The organism is Enterococcus ureilyticus (assembly GCF_001730315.1).
GTDB lineage: Bacteria > Bacillota > Bacilli > Lactobacillales > Enterococcaceae > Enterococcus_L > Enterococcus_L ureilyticus.
Genome location: NZ_MIKC01000012.1, coordinates 268148 through 288938, shown reverse-complemented (window position 1 = coordinate 288938; position 20791 = coordinate 268148). Strand labels below are relative to the sequence as shown.

General features: G+C 35.1%; 17 protein-coding genes and 1 riboswitch. All 17 genes read right to left on the bottom strand.

From position 1 onward, the window contains the following. Positions 1-245: 245 nt before the first annotated feature. The 17 genes from BCR24_RS07830 to polA all read right to left on the bottom strand — a co-directional run bounded on the left by BCR24_RS07830 (position 246) and on the right by polA (position 20602). Entirely contained in the window at positions 246-650 is a 405-nt protein-coding gene (locus tag BCR24_RS07830; RefSeq protein WP_069639990.1) for an organic hydroperoxide resistance protein, read from the bottom strand. A gap of 168 nt (positions 651-818) precedes the next feature. After that, positions 819-1259, bottom strand: a complete 441-nt coding sequence (locus BCR24_RS07825) for a MarR family winged helix-turn-helix transcriptional regulator (protein ID WP_069639989.1) — start codon at positions 1257-1259, stop codon at positions 819-821. Positions 1260-1382: 123 nt separating this feature from the next. After that, complete coding sequence (clpB, locus tag BCR24_RS07820; RefSeq protein ID WP_069639988.1) at positions 1383-3986, bottom strand: ATP-dependent chaperone ClpB; 2604 nt, start codon at positions 3984-3986, stop codon at positions 1383-1385. A gap of 472 nt (positions 3987-4458) precedes the next feature. Next, the gene (locus BCR24_RS07815; protein ID WP_069639987.1) at positions 4459-4848 is read right to left on the bottom strand and encodes a DUF3887 domain-containing protein; all 390 of its coding nucleotides are present in this window, start codon (positions 4846-4848) and stop codon (positions 4459-4461) included. Then, the gene (locus BCR24_RS07810) at positions 4845-5543 is read right to left on the bottom strand and encodes a YhfC family glutamic-type intramembrane protease (RefSeq protein ID WP_069639986.1); all 699 of its coding nucleotides are present in this window, start codon (positions 5541-5543) and stop codon (positions 4845-4847) included. The genes BCR24_RS07815 and BCR24_RS07810 overlap by 4 nt, the downstream gene beginning before the upstream one ends. An 84-nt stretch (positions 5544-5627) precedes the next feature. Next, complete coding sequence (locus BCR24_RS07805) at positions 5628-6854, bottom strand: GHKL domain-containing protein (RefSeq protein WP_069639985.1); 1227 nt, start codon at positions 6852-6854, stop codon at positions 5628-5630. A 129-nt stretch (positions 6855-6983) separates the two neighbouring features. Further along, positions 6984-7718: a LytR/AlgR family response regulator transcription factor gene (locus BCR24_RS07800; RefSeq protein WP_069639984.1), complete on the bottom strand. Its 735-nt coding sequence runs from the start codon at positions 7716-7718 to the stop codon at positions 6984-6986. Between the two features lie 177 nt (positions 7719-7895). Beyond that, on the bottom strand, positions 7896-10556 hold the full coding sequence (mgtA, locus tag BCR24_RS07795; protein ID WP_069639983.1) for a magnesium-translocating P-type ATPase: 2661 nt from the start codon (positions 10554-10556) through the stop codon (positions 7896-7898). A gap of 233 nt (positions 10557-10789) precedes the next feature. After that, positions 10790-11287, bottom strand: coding sequence for a GNAT family N-acetyltransferase (locus tag BCR24_RS07790; protein WP_069639982.1), 498 nt, complete (start codon positions 11285-11287; stop codon positions 10790-10792). 32 nt (positions 11288-11319) lie between these two features. After that, complete coding sequence (locus BCR24_RS07785) at positions 11320-11967, bottom strand: MgtC/SapB family protein (RefSeq protein WP_280513423.1); 648 nt, start codon at positions 11965-11967, stop codon at positions 11320-11322. A gap of 359 nt (positions 11968-12326) precedes the next feature. After that, a riboswitch (M-box (ykoK) riboswitch) is annotated at positions 12327-12497 on the bottom strand. A 158-nt stretch (positions 12498-12655) separates the two neighbouring features. Then, positions 12656-13126: a hypothetical protein gene (locus BCR24_RS07780; protein ID WP_069639980.1), complete on the bottom strand. Its 471-nt coding sequence runs from the start codon at positions 13124-13126 to the stop codon at positions 12656-12658. A 165-nt stretch (positions 13127-13291) separates the two neighbouring features. Next, positions 13292-14221, bottom strand: a complete 930-nt coding sequence (gene dnaI / locus BCR24_RS07775; protein ID WP_069639979.1) for a primosomal protein DnaI — start codon at positions 14219-14221, stop codon at positions 13292-13294. Beyond that, entirely contained in the window at positions 14221-15627 is a 1407-nt protein-coding gene (locus BCR24_RS07770) for a replication initiation and membrane attachment family protein (protein ID WP_069639978.1), read from the bottom strand. Before BCR24_RS07770 ends, dnaI begins: the two co-directional genes overlap by 1 nt. A 12-nt stretch (positions 15628-15639) precedes the next feature. Next, positions 15640-16125 carry a transcriptional regulator NrdR gene (gene nrdR / locus BCR24_RS07765; protein ID WP_069639977.1) on the bottom strand — a complete coding sequence of 162 codons (486 nt, stop codon included), beginning with the start codon at positions 16123-16125 and terminating at the stop codon, positions 15640-15642. Positions 16126-16424: 299 nt separating this feature from the next. After that, a complete protein-coding gene (gene coaE, locus BCR24_RS07760; protein WP_069639976.1) occupies positions 16425-17018 on the bottom strand; it encodes a dephospho-CoA kinase in 594 nt (197 codons plus the stop codon). A 3-nt stretch (positions 17019-17021) separates the two neighbouring features. After that, positions 17022-17858 carry a DNA-formamidopyrimidine glycosylase gene (gene mutM / locus BCR24_RS07755; protein ID WP_069639975.1) on the bottom strand — a complete coding sequence of 279 codons (837 nt, stop codon included), beginning with the start codon at positions 17856-17858 and terminating at the stop codon, positions 17022-17024. Between the two features lie 98 nt (positions 17859-17956). Further along, positions 17957-20602, bottom strand: a complete 2646-nt coding sequence (polA, locus tag BCR24_RS07750) for a DNA polymerase I (protein WP_069639974.1) — start codon at positions 20600-20602, stop codon at positions 17957-17959. Between the last annotated feature and the right edge of the window lie 189 nt (positions 20603-20791).

Here is a 20791-nt window from a genome sequence, read left to right as displayed (position 1 = left end):
ATATCTCAGCCCCAAGTAATCCGTATAAACGGTGGGAGCAGAAGCAATCTCTACACTTCGCTTCGATCACATCAAATTCTAAGTGCTAAAGCACTAAGATTTGAAGGTTTCGGAAATAAGCTGAAATTCACAAAAATTTGAAGAGCAATTTCCGTGAATTTCAGCTTATTTCTCGGGATTAAACACTCCTGTCCCAACCTCTCCTAAAATTCGACTTAAGAGTGGTCAAAAAGCAGCCCTTACAGTTATTCTACTTCTAACTCAACAGAAATATTACCTCTAGTTGCTTTTGAATAGGGACACACTTCATGAGCCGCTTTGACTAATTCTTCAGCTGTTTCACGATCAACATCATCGATTTTTACTGATAACACGACGCCAACTTGAAACCCAGATTGTTCATCACTAAATAGTGAGACAGTCGCCTTCACAGTACTTTTAGAGGTGATCTGTTTTTGTGCCATTACAAGTTCCAATGCACTATTGAAGCAAGAACTGTAAGCTGCTGCAAATAATTGTTCCGGATTTGTTTTATTTTCTTGGTGTGGACCAGGAGATGTCACTTGATAACTAAAAGATTTGTCTGGTGAGAAAACTTCCCCTTCTCTTCCGCCTGTATTGATGATTGTTGTTGAATAGATTTTTTTCATGATTTTTTCCTCCAATTCCTATTATCATAACCGCATCGTACAATTAAATTGTACACAACATTTATAACGATGTACAATAGTTTGCTTCAAAAAAATTACAGTTACTAAAAACTTCAAAAAGTTGGCATTGGAACAATCCACTCTTTTTGAAGCCTTTTGGTTCATATACTAATGATTGATTTCACCAATTTGTTTACTTAGAGAGTTGATTTGTTCAATCAATAAAAAATAATCTTTTTCATCAAAATCAAGTTGATTTAAACACCCTTCTACTTGATCATAAATCTCCATTTCTAATAGACTCGCTTTTTCTGAAAGCGAAATGATCACGATTCGCTCATCTTTTGGCAATCGATCGCGATGAATGTACCCATTTTTTTCCATTCTTTTCAGCATGGGCGTCAATGTTCCTGTATCAAGCGCTAGTTTTTCACCAATATCCGAGATTCTTTGATCTGAGTATTCCCACAAAACGAGCAATACTAAATATTGGGGATAGGTTAAATGAAATGGCTTCAACGCCTTTGCATACATTCTATTGAATTGTTTTGAGGCTGTTTGTAAAGAAAAACACAGCTGTTCTTCTAATCTTCTACTTTTTTTATCCACTGGATCCCTCTTTTAAATTGTTGATATAATAGTTAGATTCTACACAATATCGGTTTTAAAATCAATTTTTTGTACTTTAAAAAAATTGAGATAGCTTTACAAAAAGCTACCTCAATTTCCAATTTATTCTTCTATCGGTTCATTTTTAAACACCAATTGTTCATTCAATAAACTAATCGTTACTTTTGTTTTTGGCAATACTCGTCCTGAAACGATTTCTTTTGCTAAAGGTGTTTCAACTTCTTTTGTAATGAACCGTTTCAATGGGCGTGCACCATATGCTGGATCATAACCACTCTCTGCGATCCAGGTTTTTGCCTCATCAGAAATGACTAATTCAATTTCTTGATGCTCTAAACGTTTCGCTAATTGAGCTGTCATTTTCCCGATAATGCCTTTGACATTTTCTAAGCTTAGCGGTGTGAATAAGATTGTATCATCGATTCTATTTAGAAATTCTGGTTTAAAGTTGCCTCTTAAAATCGTCATTACTTGTTCTTCAACTTCTTCTGGTATTGTCCCTTCTGACGTCACACCTTCAAGTAATAGTTGCGAGCCAATGTTACTTGTCATAATCAAAACAGTATTCTTGAAATCAACGACTCGTCCCTTAGAATCAGTCAGGCGACCATCATCTAATACTTGGAGTAAAATGTTGAACACATCTGGATGTGCTTTTTCGATTTCATCTAATAAAACAATTGTATAAGGGTTTCGACGAACGGCTTCTGTTAATTGACCGCCTTCTTCGTAACCGATGTAGCCTGGAGGTGCTCCGACTAAACGAGATACACTGTGTTTTTCCATATACTCACTCATATCGATTCGAACCATATGATCTTCCGAATCGAACAGATCTTCTGCTAAAGCTTTAGCAAGTTCTGTTTTCCCAACACCTGTTGGTCCCAAGAATAAGAAGGAACCTAATGGCCGATTCGGATCTTGTAAACCAGCACGTGAACGAATCACAGCATCGCTAACAGCATCTACTGCTTCATCTTGCCCAATAACACGTTTATGAAGGGTTTCGTTTAATTTCATTAGTTTTTCACGTTCGCCTTCAACTAGTTTTGTTACCGGAATACCTGTTAAACGGCCAACCACTTGAGCAATTTCATTTTCAGTCACCGCTTCTTGTACCATGCGTACATTGTCTTTCGCATTTTTAGCTTCAAGTACTTTTAGTTCCTCTTCTAATTGAGGAATCGTTCCATGGCGGAGTACAGCTGCTCTTTCTAAGTCATAATTGTTTTCGGCATCTTCAAGTTCATGTTTAGCTTTATCAATTTCGCCACGCTTGTTGCTGACAGCATTGACTTCTTCTTTTTCAGTCTCCCATTGCATCTTCATCGCATTGGTTTCTTCACGAAGATCTGCTAATTCTTCTTGCAATGCGTTCAATCGTTTTTTGCTAGCATCATCGGATTCTTTTTTTAAAGCTGCTTCTTCGATCTCTAATTGCATCAATCGACGTGTTACTTGGTCGAGTTCAGTTGGCATAGAATTCATTTCAACCCGGATCGTTGCACTCGCTTCATCAACTAAATCAATGGCTTTATCTGGTAAAAAGCGATCCGTGATATAACGATCTGACAAAGTTGCAGCTGCGACTAAGGCATTATCGTGGATATTTACGCTATGATGGATTTCAAAACGTTCTTTTAAGCCACGTAAAATACTAATTGTGTCTTCAACAGTTGGTTCTTTTACTAGAACTTTTTGGAAACGACGTTCTAATGCTTTATCTTTTTCCATGTATTGACGATATTCATCTAATGTTGTGGCACCAATCAAATGTAGTTCTCCGCGAGCCAACATTGGTTTTAATAAATTACCAGCGTCCATACTACCCTCTGTTTTACCAGCACCAACAATATTATGAATTTCATCGATGAATAGGATAATGCGTCCTTCACTTTTCTTCACTTCTTTTAAGACTGCTTTTAGACGTTCTTCAAATTCACCACGGAATTTAGCGCCAGCGATCAATGCCCCCATATCTAAAGAAAAGATTGTTTTGTCTTTTAAATTTTCAGGCACATCTTTACGGACGATTCGTTGTGCCAATCCTTCTACGATTGCTGTTTTACCCACACCTGGTTCACCGATCAAAACAGGGTTATTTTTTGTTTTACGAGAAAGAATCCGAACGACATCACGAATTTCTTCGTCACGACCGATAATAGGATCTTGATTGCCGCTTTTCACTTGTTGGACTAAATCTACCCCATATTTTTCTAATGCTTTGTATTGTTCTTCTTGATTTTGAGAAGTCACACGATCTCCCCCTCTCATGTCTTCGATATTTTTGCGTAGTTCTTTTTCAGTGATTCCTTGACTTGTTAGATATTTAGTCAAACGATAATTTTTTAGTTTCATCAATGCTAAAATCACGATTTCTGTTGCTAAAAATTCATCTTGAAATGATTCACGTAGCTTATCTGCTTCAGCTAATAAGTTGAACAGATTTTGACTCATACTTTGACCATATTGAACATTGCTGCCTTGTATACTTGGATATTCGTCGATAGCTTGATCTATTTCACGTTCAAAAGCTTCTACATCAACGCCAGCATCTGTATAAAAATTACGACCAAAATGATTTGGCTGTAAAAAAATCTTCCATAAATGAGCAATATCGATTTCCTGATGATGACGAGTAACCGCAACCTGTTGCGCCTCAGCAATAGCCTCTTGTAATGTCGTTGTCATTTTTTCGATGTTCATAGAATTACCTCCTAAATTTAAAAGCTGAACAGGCTCACTTAGCTCCGACTGAAAAATAGGAAAATATAACTGAGGTGCTTTTTGCCTCATTTATATTTTATCTTTTTTCCGAAGAGCTAGCCCGCGCAGCTGATAATGTAAAGTGGAACAAGCTTGTCCAGCTTTGACAGGAAAAAATATCTATCAATCTCCACTCTCTAAATAGTATCCCTAATTTATCAAAAAGACAGTAGGTCTTTTGTACTATTTATTCAAAGTCTAAAGTCTGATTAATTTTGACCTTATGAATTTATTATACTCATTTGGTCAATAAAGGTCAAATAAAAACCATTGAATTTTGACCAATGTTTCTACTTAATTTTATCATACAACTTATTCATTTTTTCGCAACTATTATTATCGCTCAAACAAAAGAAGAAGGTATAAAGTCTAACACGCTTTACTCCTTCTTCATCTATTAATATGATCTTTTTTATTTAATAAAAAAACCTTCTATTTTTTCTTTTTCATTGATCGAGATTGTAAAGACTCTTTTCTCTTTTTCATATTTGGCAACTAAAACAACCACATAAAAATTGTCTTTCTTTTCAACAGTACTTTTATCAACTGTTTCAAACGGTCCTGATTTTTCAAGAACTGGTGCAATAGCTTTCTCAAAATCCGCTCTATTCAATTGTTCTAGCATTTTATCAGAAAAGGATTCACTAGCTTTATCATAATTCCCATCATTGATCAATGTTACAATTTCCTCAGCTTTAGCTGTCATTTTATTTGAAGTCTCTTGATCGACTTTTTCTCCGCAAGCGGTTAAGATCGTCATTCCAATAAGGATCGTGATTACTGATGATAAGACTTTTTTCATTTTAGGACACTCCACTCTTTTTTTAATTTTCTAACATAAAAACCTAAGCCTATCACAATGATGCCAAAAAGGCTTTCCGTTAAGATGAGTGATAGACTCCCAGAATATTGTGCAATCGCAATCACTGAATCAATCAGTCCGTGTAAAACTATTGCAAACCAAAGATAGTGAAGCTTTTGTTCTTCAACACTTTTCATTACAATTATTGATAATTCTACATGGAAAGTTATTGCAATTATTCTTTCTAAACTCCCCCACAAAAAGTCACTAGTTGCAATCTCTGGATGCACTGGACTTATTAAATAAATGAGAGCGTTCATCCCTAAAAATAAAAACGCTTCAATTCCGCCATGCCCTAGACCAAAAAATACAGCTGTTTGAAAAGAAGCATACGCTTTTAAACAATAGTTCATCATGACATATCGACCCACTTCTTCAAAAAGTCCAGCAGTAAAAGCTAGAAAAAGAAGGTAAACAATTGGATGCATCGTTTGAAAAAGATTGAATTCTAAACTATTCTTTGACAAAAATTGTAATAAAGGAAGCCTAAGGACTAATTGGAAAATTATGAATGTCAAAACACCTAAAAGAAACGCTTTTACATAGCTACGTTTGACTAAACAATAGCTCAAGATAACTATTGGAAGAATCCCACCCACACTTAACGCTATCACAGCACTAAACAGTTCACTCACCTCTTTTCATGTACTTCTTCAATAAAAGTATACATCTTAGTGCGCATTCTGTAATAGTTCTGTTCACAAGTGGTTCTTTTTCGTTCACAAGTGGTTTTTATTGAGTTTCAATGTTTGAATCAAATAAGGGTGCTCTATACATGTTTCTATCATTAAATTTGGCGAGTGATTCACTATTTGCTCTAAGGAAAATAGTCCATAACCTCTTTGATTCCACTTACTTTCTTTGCTGGATTTAGATTTGCGAAACATTTGATCAATCGGCAGAATATTTTTTGGACAACTATTTTTTGCGACAAAAATCTGATTGTCTTCTACTTCAAAAAACGCAATGATCAATTCTCTCTCATCAGATGCTTCTGCGGCTTCGATAGCATTGTCCACTACGATTGAAATACTTCTGATAAAATCAAGCAGATCAATATAAATTTCTGTTATTTCTTCTGGTATATCCACTGTGACATTCAAGTTTTTTTGACAAGCATCTATAACTTTGACACTCAACACACTTTTGATTTCAACAATTTTTATTTTCGTTAATTTAGTCAATTCAAGTTCTTTATTAGAAATAATCTTTGAAGTTGGTTTTATTACTTCATAATACACCTGCTGAATCGAATCTAAATCTTTTGAACGGATACTTTCCTCTAGAGAAAGAAGCACGTTCGAATAATCGTGACGAAAAGTCGCCAATTCTTCGTGTAAGATTTCCAACTTCTCTGTATATTGCTTCATCTCATAATATTCAGATTCTTTTTGCTTTGCTAAGAGTTTCTTATTTGTTAATTTAAAACTATAATAAAAGAAAAAAAGTGCCAATCCAAACGCAACAAACAACAAAGGATAGGCTAATGGCTCAAACTGCCAAAAATAATGCTGGAAAAAAAATGATGCAGGATTGAATGCCATAAAAAGAAAAAAATTACAAATCAGGATGCAAACAATACTTAAATACAGCATTGGGCTTTCAACCAAATAAGCAAATACTCGGCTGATTTTCTTTCGGAGTATCATGATTAAGCAAAACATAAACAAAGCAACAACCAATGGGAGGACTATAAAACTTGAAAAATAGGTTGGAAATTGAGAATAGATCAATAACCACGTAAAGATTTTATTCAATTCACTTTGTAAAAAAGTAATCAAAAAGACCGTTACCCCAGAAAAATATATATTTTCAACGATAGATAGTTTATGTTGCTTTTGCCTTACCCCTAAATAAAACAATAGTAAAAAAATAGTAACGACTGAATAGATATTGTATCCACTACTATTAAAAAAGCCTGTTACAATTGTCAAAATAGTATTCAAGATAAACAGTCTGCTCCAAGCTATTTTGCTATTGATCAACTCTAAATAAAATATAAAATAAACGAATCCTATTACTAAACTTGTACTTATTATTATCCCCATAACCATTGACCAACCATTCTCGATTTTTTACAAACCTGTTATCCAGTGATCACACACTGATTTCAACATTCGTCTTGAAACTGGAATTTTCATTCCATTAGATAAAATCAATTCCCGTTGAGTATGATCTATTTCCCCAATTTTATCTAAATTAACAACATAAGATTGATGACAACGCATAAATTGACTCTTGCTGGTTTCGATTTCTTTCAGTTCACCATAAAAGCGCAGCGATCGTTGTTGGGTGAAAAGGGCTAAGCGATGCGCATCTGTCGTCATTGCGTAATAGAAATCTGAAACAGGTACTTTTATTGTTGCATGACTGTTACTAACGATCAAATAATCATCGATCACTTGTTTTTGATTCAACTCCTGATATTTGATCAGACATTTTTCGATTTCTTCTTTCAAAATTGCTGGTTCAGTCATTTTTTCTATAAAGGCCAAGGCAGAAACCATATATTGATAGGATATCGGAGCAAATTCTGAATGTGTCGTTATAAAAACAATTAATCCTGTATCATCAATCATACGAATTTTCTTAGCAACCTCAAATCCATTATATACAGACTTTTTGATCTCGATATCGAGAAAATAAATGTTTGGAGATATTGAGTTGGGGATCTGTTCTAAGATTTGTTCGCCTTTTTTGGTAACAAATATAAACTCATAACTAACATTTTTTTCCTCACAAATGTCGGTTATGATGCGCTTTAACGCTTGTGCCTGAATAACATCATCTTCCAAAACAAAAATACTCATCTATTCTCACCCCTCGATCAATCAACGCTATAATTTTTTCAAACTAATTCAATTATACTAGCTTTTTTATAAAAAAACAGCGCAAGATAAACAAAATAAAAACAGAGAGGAAAATTTAGTAACCATTTCCTCCCTGCATTTATTTAGCAAAAATCTTCACTCATAAAATCGTTCTTACTATAATAATTCCCCAAAACGCTTCACATAGATTTTTTTTACGACCATAACCAATAGCAAATAACTTACTATTGTTAAACCTAGCCAAGCGAAATAATTTAATGGCAATCCTGTTAAGCCTAAACTTTCTCCAAAGCCTGTAAAGGGCAAAATTGTCCCGACCGCAATCCCTAATGAAGTAATTGTCGTTAGAATAAATGATGCGCGACTTTGTAAAAATGGAATCTTAGGTGTACGCAAGGTATGAATCACCAATGTTTGTGACCAAAGTGATTCAACAAACCACCCTGCATGGAAAATGGCAATAAAGGTTGCTTGTTGGGCTGGTGCTAAATCATGATAATTTCCGCCAACTAATTGGGGACAGATAACGAAATACATTAATAAGTAAGTCGTAATGTCAAAGACTGAACTAGTTGGTCCTAACCATTTCATGAAGGAACCGATTTTCGATGCATCCCATTTTTTGGGTTTTTCTAAATAGTCATCATCAACGTGATCCCAAGGAATCGACATACAAGAAATATCATAAATCAAATTCAAAAACAGCAATTGTAACGGTAGCATTGGTAAAAATGGTAAAAAGATACTAGCAACTACCACCGAAAACATATTACCAAAGTTTGAACTAGCTGTCATTTTAACATATTTCATGATGTTTCCAAATGTAGTTCTCCCTGCTAATAAACCACGTTCAAGGATCATCAAATCCTTTTCTAGCAAGATGACATCTGCCGATTCTTTTGCAATATCAACAGCCGTATCAACAGAGATGCCAACATCTGCTTCTTTCATTGCTGGTGCATCATTAATCCCATCTCCCATGAACCCAACAGTATGACCTGACTCTCTTAGAACTTGAACGATTCTTGTTTTTTGTTGCGGGGTTAATTTCACAAAAATATTATATTTTTCTGCAATCATTTTTAGTTCAGAATCATTCATTCGTGCGATTTCGCTTCCAGAGATCAACTCTTCATGGGCTAATCCAACCTGCTTACTCACTGATTTTGTTACTAATGCATTATCACCGGTTAAGACTTTGACCCCTACTCCGTGATTTTTTAGTGCTTCTAATGCAACTTTAGTCGTCTCTTTGGGTGGATCAAGAAAGGCAAGATAGCCGATCAAAACCATTTCATTTTCATCTGAGACAGAAAATTCATCGATTGTTGCAGGATTTGTTTTTTGGGAAACAGCAAGTACACGTAAACCGTCCTCGTTTAATTCTTCAACTGTTTTTAATAGCTCTTTTTTCAGCTCTTCTGTTAAAGGTGTTACTACGCCTTGATAGTCAACATAGCTAGAAATTTCCAGCATTTCTTCAACAGCACCCTTTGTGATCATTTGCGTTTTTCCAGTATTGTCTTCAATCACGACACTCATACGACGACGTTTAAAATCAAAAGGAATTTCATCTACTTTTCGATACTCAGAGGAATCGATTGAAAGTTCAGTTTTTGCTGCATCAATAATAGCGACATCCATTAAATTTTTCAATCCAGTTTGATAATAACTATTAAAAAAAGCATGGCGTAATACGCGATTATCTTCTTTTCCATCACAATCTAAATGATATTCTAAGATAATTTTATCTTGCGTTAATGTTCCTGTTTTATCTGTACACAAAACATCGATTGCACCAAAATTTTGAATAGCATTTAGATTTTTTATGATCGTTCCTTTTTTGGCCATTCTTGAAGCCCCTTTGACAAGATTGGTTGTCACGATCATTGGCAACATTTCAGGTGTTAGTCCAACTGCTACTGATAACCCGAAAAGAAAGGCTTCAAACCAATCTCCTTTTGTTAAACCATTGATTAAAAAAACAGCTGGTGCCATGACTAACATAAAACGAATCAATAACCACGAAGTTTTACTAATGCCTAATTCAAAATTCGTTTGAGGATTTTTATCAGAAACATCTTGCGCCACTTTACCAAAAAGTGTATCATCTCCCACAGAAACAACTATGCCTTCAGCACTACCACTAATTACATTACTGCCCATAAATACAATATTTTCATATTCTGTTTCTGAACTGCCTGCTTTTAGTTTATAGTCTGCTCTTTTTTCTACAGGGTAACTTTCCCCTGTCATAGCTGATTGTGAAACGAATAAATCTTTCGTTTTCGTTAAACGAATATCGGCTGGAATCATATCTCCTGCTGATAATTTTATGATATCACCGCAAACAATTTCTTCGATTGGAAGCTCTACTGTCTGTTTTCTACGAACAACAGTGGCTGTAACCTTGACCAAATTGTTCAATTTTTCAGCCGCTTGATTTGATTTAACCGATTGAATTAGTGTCATTGTACCACTGATCAAAACCATTGCTAAAATAATCAAGACACCGATGAGATCCCGATCTTCAGGTGGTGCAATCACATAATCAGTGATAAATGAGATGATTGCCAACGTGAGTAAAACGATTGTGAAGGGTGTAAAATAAGCTTTGATTATTTGAACAATCAGAGGCGTTTTTTTACCATGTGAGATAATGTTTTCCCCAAACGTTTCTCTCGATAAGACTGCTTGTTGATGTGTTAGTCCTCGCTTTGAAGAATTGAAATAGGTTACGATATTTTCTGCTGAATTTCTTGCAAAATATTCATAAGATTGGTTCTTTTCTTTAGTTAATGTTATTCTTTTTTCCATTTGTTTTTCCTTCTTTCTAAACTCTTACCAATGAGATAATAGATGATCGCATAGCGATTTAAGTTATCTCAATGATCAGATATTCAATCTTTTAAGAATCGGACCAATGGAAAAAGAGGTATGCTTATCGGAGTAAGTTTCTGAACTGCCCTAGAAACAAATAGACAATAATAAACTTATCTTCTTTAAAAACGGGGTTCTTTTTACAAAGGTCCTTGATCATCTGACTACTGTCATCCATTTGTTTCCATCTCCTTTAGCGTTATATATCTAATAAATTTAAATGATTCGATTTTCTTATTAGTGTAGATTCTTTTCTCAAATGTTTTTAAGACGACATTTCCGTTATTATAGGCTTGTCCTATACTTTGATATCCAAAATGTTCATAAAAACCCCAAGCCTGCATACGCCCGTTTAGAATTATGATTTGGCACCCCATAAGTTCTGCTACTTTTTCAGCAAATTCAAGTAATTTTTTTCCAATACCAAAGCCTTGATGCACTTCATTAATAGCTACTTGTTTGATTTGCCCTATTGTTCTACTCTTTTTTGAAAGAATTAATGTTCCCACAACATTTCCTTCGATCATAGCTGTCATATGAATATCTTTTTCTTCGTTCAAAGGCAACTCTTTGATCCATTCTTTACCAGCACTAGACTTAAGCAATTCGTTTCTTAATTGGACTCCTGCCCAATAGGCTTCACTATTCCAATTGATAATTTTAACCATCACTGTTTTACCATCTTGATTCCTCCGTTCTTTTAGTTAGTCATTTGATTGATTTCTATAACTTCTGAAAGCTGAGACAACTCAGAAATAATCGTATTGATTGCTAGACTACCATTTCTTGTAACCTCAATTTCCAAAAACAACCGGACTTTTTTTCCAGCTAAATCTGTACAAGAAAATTTAGTGAATGTTAGACAGTATTTATCTAACAACTGGATAATCTCAGTTCTAAGCATGACTTCACTGCTGTTACTAGCAATAACAGAAAGATAATGAATTGTCTCTGTTTGATCGTCTTCTCTTTGAACTGTATAATCATCTATTTTGAAAGATAAATTTCTCAACAGGATGTTCACTAACATTAAGATAACAGCACAAACTACGCCTTCTGTTACAAATCCAGCACCAATCATACTGCCCACAGCTGCTGAACACCATAATGTTGCTGCGGTATTGATGCCAGTTACGCTAAATCCTTCTCGTAAAATCACTCCCCCGGCAAGAAACCCAATACCACTGACGACTTGAGCCGCAATTCGTGTTGGACTATTATCATCTTGAATCAGCGATGATAGCGAAACGAACTGACATGAACCAAACGTTACCAAAGTCATCGTTCTCATACCAGCCAACTTTTTTCGCCATTGTCTTTCCGCACCGATGATCATTCCTGCAAAGATACTCGCAACAATATTAATTAAAAATGCATAGGCTTTCTCCTTTCTTCGGTTTGTTTGTTTTCAGCTCGTTACGTCCCTCTCTTCGATCGACAAGTACTGTTCAACATCTGCTCTGCTAATGGCAATCGTTGGGTTTCAGTACGTCGGGCACTTCTCTCTCTTCGATCGACAAGTACTGTTCAACATCTGCTCTGCCAATGGCAATCGTTGGGTTTCAGTACGTCGGGCACTTCTCTCTCTTCGATCGACAAGTACTGTTCAACATCTGCTCTGCCAATGGCAATCGCAGTGTTTCACAGCAAAAAACCTTCCGCCAAAAACTCAGCGGAAGGTCATAAATAGGCGTACAAAAAAAAGCCTGCATGATCTAATCGTTGAGTTTTGGCACTATACAACGTAAAAAGCAGAGCTTTTAGCTACCTTATGAAAAGCCTTGTAATCGACAATCCCTGTTCTACCCATTGGCATCTCTCGATGTTTTTGGGCAGTAGCCTATGTTTGTATAGGAGCCTCACCTAACAAATCTATTTAGTTGTCTTACAGAAAGAACTATACCACCATCACAAAACAAATGTCAATGTTTTTCCGTTTATTTTTTGAATAAGCAATAATCGTTTCACTACAAAATCAAAAAATCACTGTCAAAAAATACTTGAATAGAGCGTTTTTTACAGTGATTTTTGATAGATTAATTTTTTTCAACTTTGACTACTGAATTACCAACTACTTGAGGTGGGATCGACATTGTCATGGCAGGTAAACCAACTAAGGTAAATTGAATTTTATCTCCCTTTTTCAAATCATTTTCAGTAATACCATCTGCCAATTGTTCATTTGATACATTTAAGATTACGCCATCATTTTTCATCATACCGATTATTTTTTCTGGATCTTCAATTACTTCAACTTCATTTAAAACCAAACGTAGAGATTTGTCTACCGTCTCGTTTCTCCTAGCATCTTCCATTAAAGTGGCTATAAATACTGATTTTGCTTGTTCTTGTTCCACGTTATGAGATGTTTCATCTGTCACTTGATTTTGTTTACTACTCATAGATGTTTCTTCACTTCCTTTTGCAGAATCATGGTTATTTTTCGTACATGCTCCTAAAGAAATCAATGTAATGATAGTTAGCACTGCTAATGTGATTTTTTTCATAGGATATCCCTCCATTATTGATATCTAATTATAAGCTATATTTTTGATTCCAGTCTAATATCATCCTTAGTTCTCTTAAAAAAATAAAAAATGATTGAGACAGAACTCTTCGAGTTACATCTCAACCACATGGCTTCCATAAAAGCTGTAGTAGTCTGACCACCTTTAACCATTTCTCCGGTCATTGCCTGACATCGTAATTTCTTGTGCTAAATAACGAATCCGCTCCATGATTCGACGAGCCTTCAACGGCTCTTGTTCCCCACGCTGAGTCACGGTCAAGTGCTTTTCTAAATCCTTTAAATTTAGATTCGATGAAAAAAAAGTCACTAATTGTTCTTGCATCCGATATTGTAAAATCACACTAAGCACATCATCTCGAATCCAAGACGTCATTGATTCCGCACCTAAATCATCAATCATCAAAACAGGGGACTTTTTAACGGCATCCAATTTTGGGCCTACCATATCTTTGCCGATTGCTTGTTTCATTTCGACAGTAAAGGTTGGAAAATGAACAATCGTTGTAACGAATCCCCGTTCAGCTAAGCTGTTGGCAATTGCACCTAGTAGAAAAGATTTCCCTACACCAAATGTCCCTTGTAAATAAAGTCCTTTATGAAATTCTTTTGGATTAGAAGTGTAATCATTTAGAAATTTCATTGTTTCGGCCATCGCTTGAGCACGACCTTGAGATGCTGTATCAAATCTACTTAGGTTCGCTTCTCGCACATCCTTTGGCATATCCATGGCCCGAACTCGTTTACGAATTTCATCTTCTTTTTGCTTGGCAATCAGAGCTTCTGTCGGCACATAAGTGACATCGATATAATGGAAATTCAAGGTTAGTTTTGGCTCATATCCAGGTGCGATCATTGTTGGATCATTCAAATTATATTTACGTTTTTCTTGAACAAATTCATATAGTTTTGAATAACTTTTTCGAATATCATCATCTGACAAACGTTCACGATTTTCCTGAATAAATTGTTGAACATCCGTATCTTTCAATACAACTTCAACTAACTCATTGTACCGTTCGTTCATGTCTCTGTTTTGAATGATTTTTGACATTTCTTTCCCTACATCTTCCATTAATTATCGCCTCCTTTGCTTAAGAAATCTTGTATTTCTTTATCCAATCGCGCCTGCTCTTCTTTAGATAATTTTTGCTCCTCAACTGGATTGTCAACCCAATCTGGTAATGTTTCTTGGCGAATTGGTCGATTATTTTGACCATAGCGCTGTCTTGTTTGCTTTTGTTCTTTGCCTTTTTTAGCAATTTCTCGTACATGATCAATTGCTTTTTCTGGAGAAAAAATGCCACTTTGAGCCCATTCGTTTGCGATTCGATTCACATAATCGGCTTTCAATGTTGGTTGCTTTTGAATATTATAAACATAGTTGATCAAGACATTGATCACACTGTTTGGCAAGCCTGATTTGCTGACTAAATATTTAACTAAAGAGCGTTCTTGTGGAGTCGTATAGCCGCCACGCTCATTTTTCAATGCTTCCAAATAGTTTAGCGGAAAATTGTTCTCACTGTCCATGATCATCTGAATATCTTGCATTGAAAAGCCATTCATTTTTAATGAATTGTAACGGTATGTTTGTTGATCTTCAGCTGATAAATCAACTGTCTCATTTTTTTGAAACTGACTTGGTTTTTGTTTTTTATCAGGATCATAGGTCCTATAGACCGCACGCTCAAATTCTTTTGTGTCAATTTTTCCTGTATAATAGTCAAATGATTTAGAACAGAAATCGATCATGTCTAGTTCTGTAATTCCAAATAAATTATGAAAAACAAAAACTTCTTCTTTAAAACCAACATGATTATCTGGTAATTTGATACCCAGTTTTTCGATTCCTTGTATAAAATAGGACCAATCAAATTGTTCACTGACTGCACTTATTTTCTGTGCTGGACGTGGATCCTCAAAAGCTTGCTCCATTTGACTTAATTGGTTGCTTTGTGCCACAATTTGTTCTTCTTTAAATAGATAAGCATCTTTAAAGCCTACCGAAATTTCTTCAAAACCGTTCAAATTAATGAACTTTGGTTTGAACCGATCAAATAATTTATCTAATTTCCGCTGACCTACACTGTTTAAAAGTGTTAGCGATAATACTTCATCTTTAAAAAAACGTTCTGCTGTTTCAGGATGGTTCAAACGATATAAAAACAAAGTCCCCAGTTCAGCATCATTTTTTACAAAAGTACTTAATAAACCAATGCCTTCTAATTTCTTTCTAGCCAATTGAATTTGTTTAATACTCTTATCCATTATCGTAATCAATTCTGCGTGAAACAGCGACTCACTAATCCCAGTTTTTTCAGCTTCAGATAACAGTGTTAGATATAAACCAAAGGCATCCACACCGATAATAGGTTGGTATAAAAGGGTCAATATCTCTTGTTCCTGATTAGAAAGCGGACAAGCAATCGCCGCTTGAAATATACTTTTAGGATGGACTTCTTTCCAATTGTCTTTCAAGGAAAGACCTCCTTATTCATTTGTTGCATCGTCACTTGATGATTTCGCTTTGTCTACGATATCCTGCAATTCTTTTAGGAATACACTCATATCTTTGAACTGACGGTAAACACTGGCAAATCGAATATAAGCAATCTCATCTAGATTAACTAAATCTTCCATAACATATTCTCCGACTAACGTCGTTGAGACTTCGTTTTCACCTAAACTACGTACTCGATTTTCAACATTATCGACGATTTGCTCCATTTGTTCCATAGCAACAGGTCGTTTTTCAGCAGAGCGAATCAATCCGCGTAAAACTTTCTCTCTATTAAATTCTTCTCGATCCCCATTTTTCTTGATGACTAACAATGGCGCCGCTTCAATTCGTTCGAAGGTTGTAAAACGGTAATTGCAATTTTCACATTCTCTGCGACGACGAATTGCACGTCCATCATCTGCTTGACGACTATCGATCACTCGAGAATTATTATGATGACATCTTGGACAACGCATAGTGTTCACCTCGTTTATCTTATATTTTATAATATACATTATTTACGTATCTATATTATAACATGAAATGCTTGAGAAGCCATACATCTAGTAATAGTTCCACGAGAAATTAATGCTCATTTAATCCTGGTATTCAAAAAGAAAGAGTTGGAATAAATAATGAAAATTCCAATATAAAACATATTCATTTTTCTTTTTTTATTAAAAAAATCAAAAAAAGCGACAATAAGATTTATTCATCGCTTTATAATTACTGCTATTTAAAAAAACATAAAATAGATAGAGAACTTATCATCTACTTAAAAGTTTTTTTCAGAAACCCATGCTTCAATTAACTTTTTTGTTTTTTCAATATTTTCTTGATTATCAAAAACAATATCCGCATTTTTTTTCTTTTCTTCAATCGATAATTGGCTTTGGATTCGTTGCAAAGCTTCATTTTCACTTAGATGATCTCTTTTCATCAAGCGAAGTAACTGGAGCTTTTCTGGAATATACACGACAGCCACTTGATCGACAAATTTGTCATAACCGCCTTCATAAAGTAATGGTATATCAACGATTATTAACGATGCTTTATCTTTTTTTGATTCGATTTCAGCTAAGATTCTTTCTTTTATAAATGGAGACAGAATTTTATTGAGTATTTTTCTTTTTTGTGCATCGGAAAATATAAGTACACCTAGCTTTTTTCTGTTTAATGAACCATCAGAATTGATAATATTTGTTCCGAAAACCGAAACAATCTCAGCCAGTCCGATGCTTCCAGGCTCAACAACTTCTCTTGCTATAATATCCGCATCCACGATGGGGAAACCTAAATTTTTAAATACATTAACAACCGTACTTTTCCCTGTAGCAATACCTCCAGTTAAACCTAATATCAGACCCATCCATCAATTCCTCACTTTCAAGGTTTGACATTTTGGACAAAAATGCGTTCCTCGTTGAGCAACCTTGATTTTTTTAATCGGTGTCCCACATCTCGAGCAAGGCTTTTCTGTTTGACCGTAAACATTTAAAGAAATTTGAAACGTTCCAGCTTCTCCGAGAGCATTTAGATAGCTTCGAATTGTTGTTCCACCAGCCTCAACCGCACGACCGAGAACGTCAATGATCGCATGATATAAGCGCTCAATTTCTTTGGCTTTTAAGGTGTCTGCTGGCTGCTCAGGATGGATCTTCGCTTCCCACAATGCCTCATCTACATAAATATTGCCTAACCCTGTCACTAGACGCTGATCCAATAATAATGGCTTGATTGCCTTATGATGCTTCTTTAGACCTGAGCGGAATTCTGATAATTTAAATTGAGAAGGGACAGGCTCAGGACCTAGAGCTAAAATCCCTTTATATAGCCCTGCTTGATTTTTTTCTACTAAAGTCATCCTACCAAATTTACGCACATCTAAGTATCTTAATTCTGTTTCATCAGTGAATGTAAAAATAACGTGAGTATGCTTATTTCGGTCATTCTGGGGGTCATGGGTTTCATACTTTCCTTCCATTCGCAAATGAGAGATCAAATCATAGTTTGTTAATTTAAAAATCAAAAACTTGCCACGACGCTCCATGTTTTCAATTGTTTGCCCGATCAATTGTTGTGCAAAAACATCAACTTCTGGTGTTTCGATGATCCTTGGCCATAAAACAGTTACTTCTTTGATGGTTTTTCCAACGACTAATTTTTCTAACCCTTTTCTGACTGTTTCAACTTCTGGTAATTCAGGCACCTTTCATCGCTCCTTTAGAAAAAAAGACTGAAACCAACACAGCAATGTTTTTAACATTGTCGTTTAGTCAGTCTTTTCCACTTATTTTATTGCCTTATCTATTTAGCGTCATACCATGTTTTGCCCCAACTACTATCCGTTAGCAACGGTACGTGTAAAGCAACAGCATTTTCCATCACATCTTTAACTAAGTCATTTAATTTTTCTAACTCAGATTCAGGTGCTTCAAAAACAAGTTCATCATGTACTTGCAATAGCATTGTTGCTTGCATATTTTCTTCTTTCAAACGTTTTTGCATGTTGATCATTGCAATTTTCAAAATATCCGCAGCACTTCCCTGAATCGGTGTATTAATCGCTGTCCGCTCTGCAAATGAACGTAAATTAAAATTACGTGAATTGATATCTGGTAAATAACGGCGGCGATTATATAACGTTTCTACAAATCCTTTATCTTTAGCATCCCGAACAATAGCTTCCATATACTTTTTCACACCAGGATATTTTTCAAAATACGTGTCAATATATTCTTGTGCTTGCTTTCTAGTAATACCAAGGTTTTGCGACAACCCATAATCACTGATTCCGTAAACTATGCCAAAATTTACAGCTTTTGCTTGGCGACGCATATTCGGTGTTACATCTTCCGGTTTTTCAATACCAAAAACACGCATAGCTGTGCTAGAGTGAATATCTTGACCTTCAATAAAAGCTTCTTTCAAATGTTGATCATCTGAAATGTGTGCTAAAACACGTAGTTCAATTTGAGAATAATCGGATGAAAAAATCAACCAATCATTTTCTCTCGGTACAAAAGCTTGACGAATTTTCCGTCCTTCTTCTAAACGGATTGGAATATTTTGTAAGTTAGGATCAACTGAACTCAAACGTCCTGTTTGAGTCAATGTTTGAACATAGCGTGTGTGGATCTTGTCATCAGGTTGAATCACTTTTAATAGCCCCTCAACATAGGTTGATTGGATTTTGGCGATTTGACGATAGACCAAAATATCTTCGACGATCGGTGCTTGCTCTTTTAATTGTTCCAGCACGTCAACTGCGGTTGAATAGCCAGTCTTTGTTTTTTTAATAACAGGTAGACCCATTTTTTCAAATAAAATCACGCCCAATTGTTTAGGTGAATTCAAATTGAATTCTTCGCCAGCTTCTGCATATATTTTTTGTTCGATTTCACGTAGTCGATCTGAAAATTCGATACGCATTTCTTTCAATCGATTCGCATCCACACGAATACCTGTGATTTCCATATCACCCAATATTTTTGAGAGCGGTAGTTCCATTTTATAGAATAGATCAGCTTGATTCTTTTCAACTAATTCTGCATCTAGTTTTTCAGATAGAAAATGAATAGCGTTGACTTTCCGTGCAAGATGGCTGAAAAAAGCCTCATCATCTTCTGGTAAGCCTTTTTTCGCACCTTTTCCATAAACTGATTCATCCGAGTGGATATCAGTATAACCATAGTGCTGCGCTACACCCTCAATATCCGCATTGTTATCATTTGTATCTAATAAATAAGCAGCTAATAAGACATCAAACGTAATACCTTGAGGTTTCCCAACGTAGCGGTTAAGAGACACATAGGTACGTTTTGCATCGTACACTATTTTTTTATATTTTTCTGATAACAGCCAATCAACAAATGGTTTGCTTTCAAATAATTCTAAACTGTTTGTTGTGTATACTTTGTTCCTTGTTCCCCACGCAACACCTACAATCGGTGAAGTATGGTAATTATCTTCCAACATTTCAACATATAAGGCCATATCATCGGTAAACATTTCTTCTGTGAATGTATCTACCACATCAAAATGAACATCTTCTAGCTCAACTACTTCTTCTTCAACATTCAATTTGCTTAGCATTTGTTTGAATTCCATTTCTTTATAGAAAGGAATCAATTTTTCTAAGTCTTTTCCTTCATATTTTAGTTCATCAATATTGATTTCAACTGGAGAATCGATATTGATCGTCGCTAAGCGCTTTGACATAAAAGCTTGTTCTTTGTCGTTAATCAAATTCTCTTTCATTTTGCTTTGCTTCAAGCTATCGATGTTTTCATAAACGCCCTCAACTGAACCGAATTCTTTTAACAATTTAATAGCTGTCTTTTCACCAATTTTTGTTACCCCAGGGATATTATCTGAAGTATCTCCGGCTAAACCTTTCATATCGATAATTTGACTGGGGGTCAACCCATCATATTTTTCAGCTACATGCTCTGGTGTATAGGATTCTAAATCACTGACACCTTTGATCGTAATATCTACTTTTACTGAATCTGTTGCTAACTGAGTCAAATCTCGATCACCTGATAAGACGACCACATCAAATTGGTCCTTAGGTACTTTAGTCGCTAATGTTCCAATGATGTCATCTGCTTCATAATTATCTAATTCATAATATTTTACACCTAAACCAGTTAACAATTCACGAATGTAAGGCATCTGCTCTTTAAATTCTCCAGGTGTTTTTGAACGTCCTGCTTTATATTCTGGGTAAAATTCGGTCCGAAATGTGGTTTTCCCTGCATCAAATGCGACTAAAACATGAGTTGGTTTTTCTTTTGTCATAACATTTTCAAACATATTATTAAACGCATAAACCGCATTTGTATGTAACCCATTTTTATTTTTAAAACGTTCTAAGGAATTGTGTAAAGCAAAAAATGCTCGAAACGCCACGCTGTTTCCATCAACTAATAATAATTTATTTTTTGTCATTCTTTTATCTCCTCATCTTAAGCAAACTGGTTTCCTATCTATTCTAACAAAAATTTGGTAACTTTGCAGTAGGAAGGAACTAAAGTTCGTAAAGTCTATTAGAATTATTAAATTAAGTGCAACACGCTTTTAAATACTTTAAAAATAAGAACATTTTAGTTAAGTTAATCGCCTTGAATTTATTTTTAT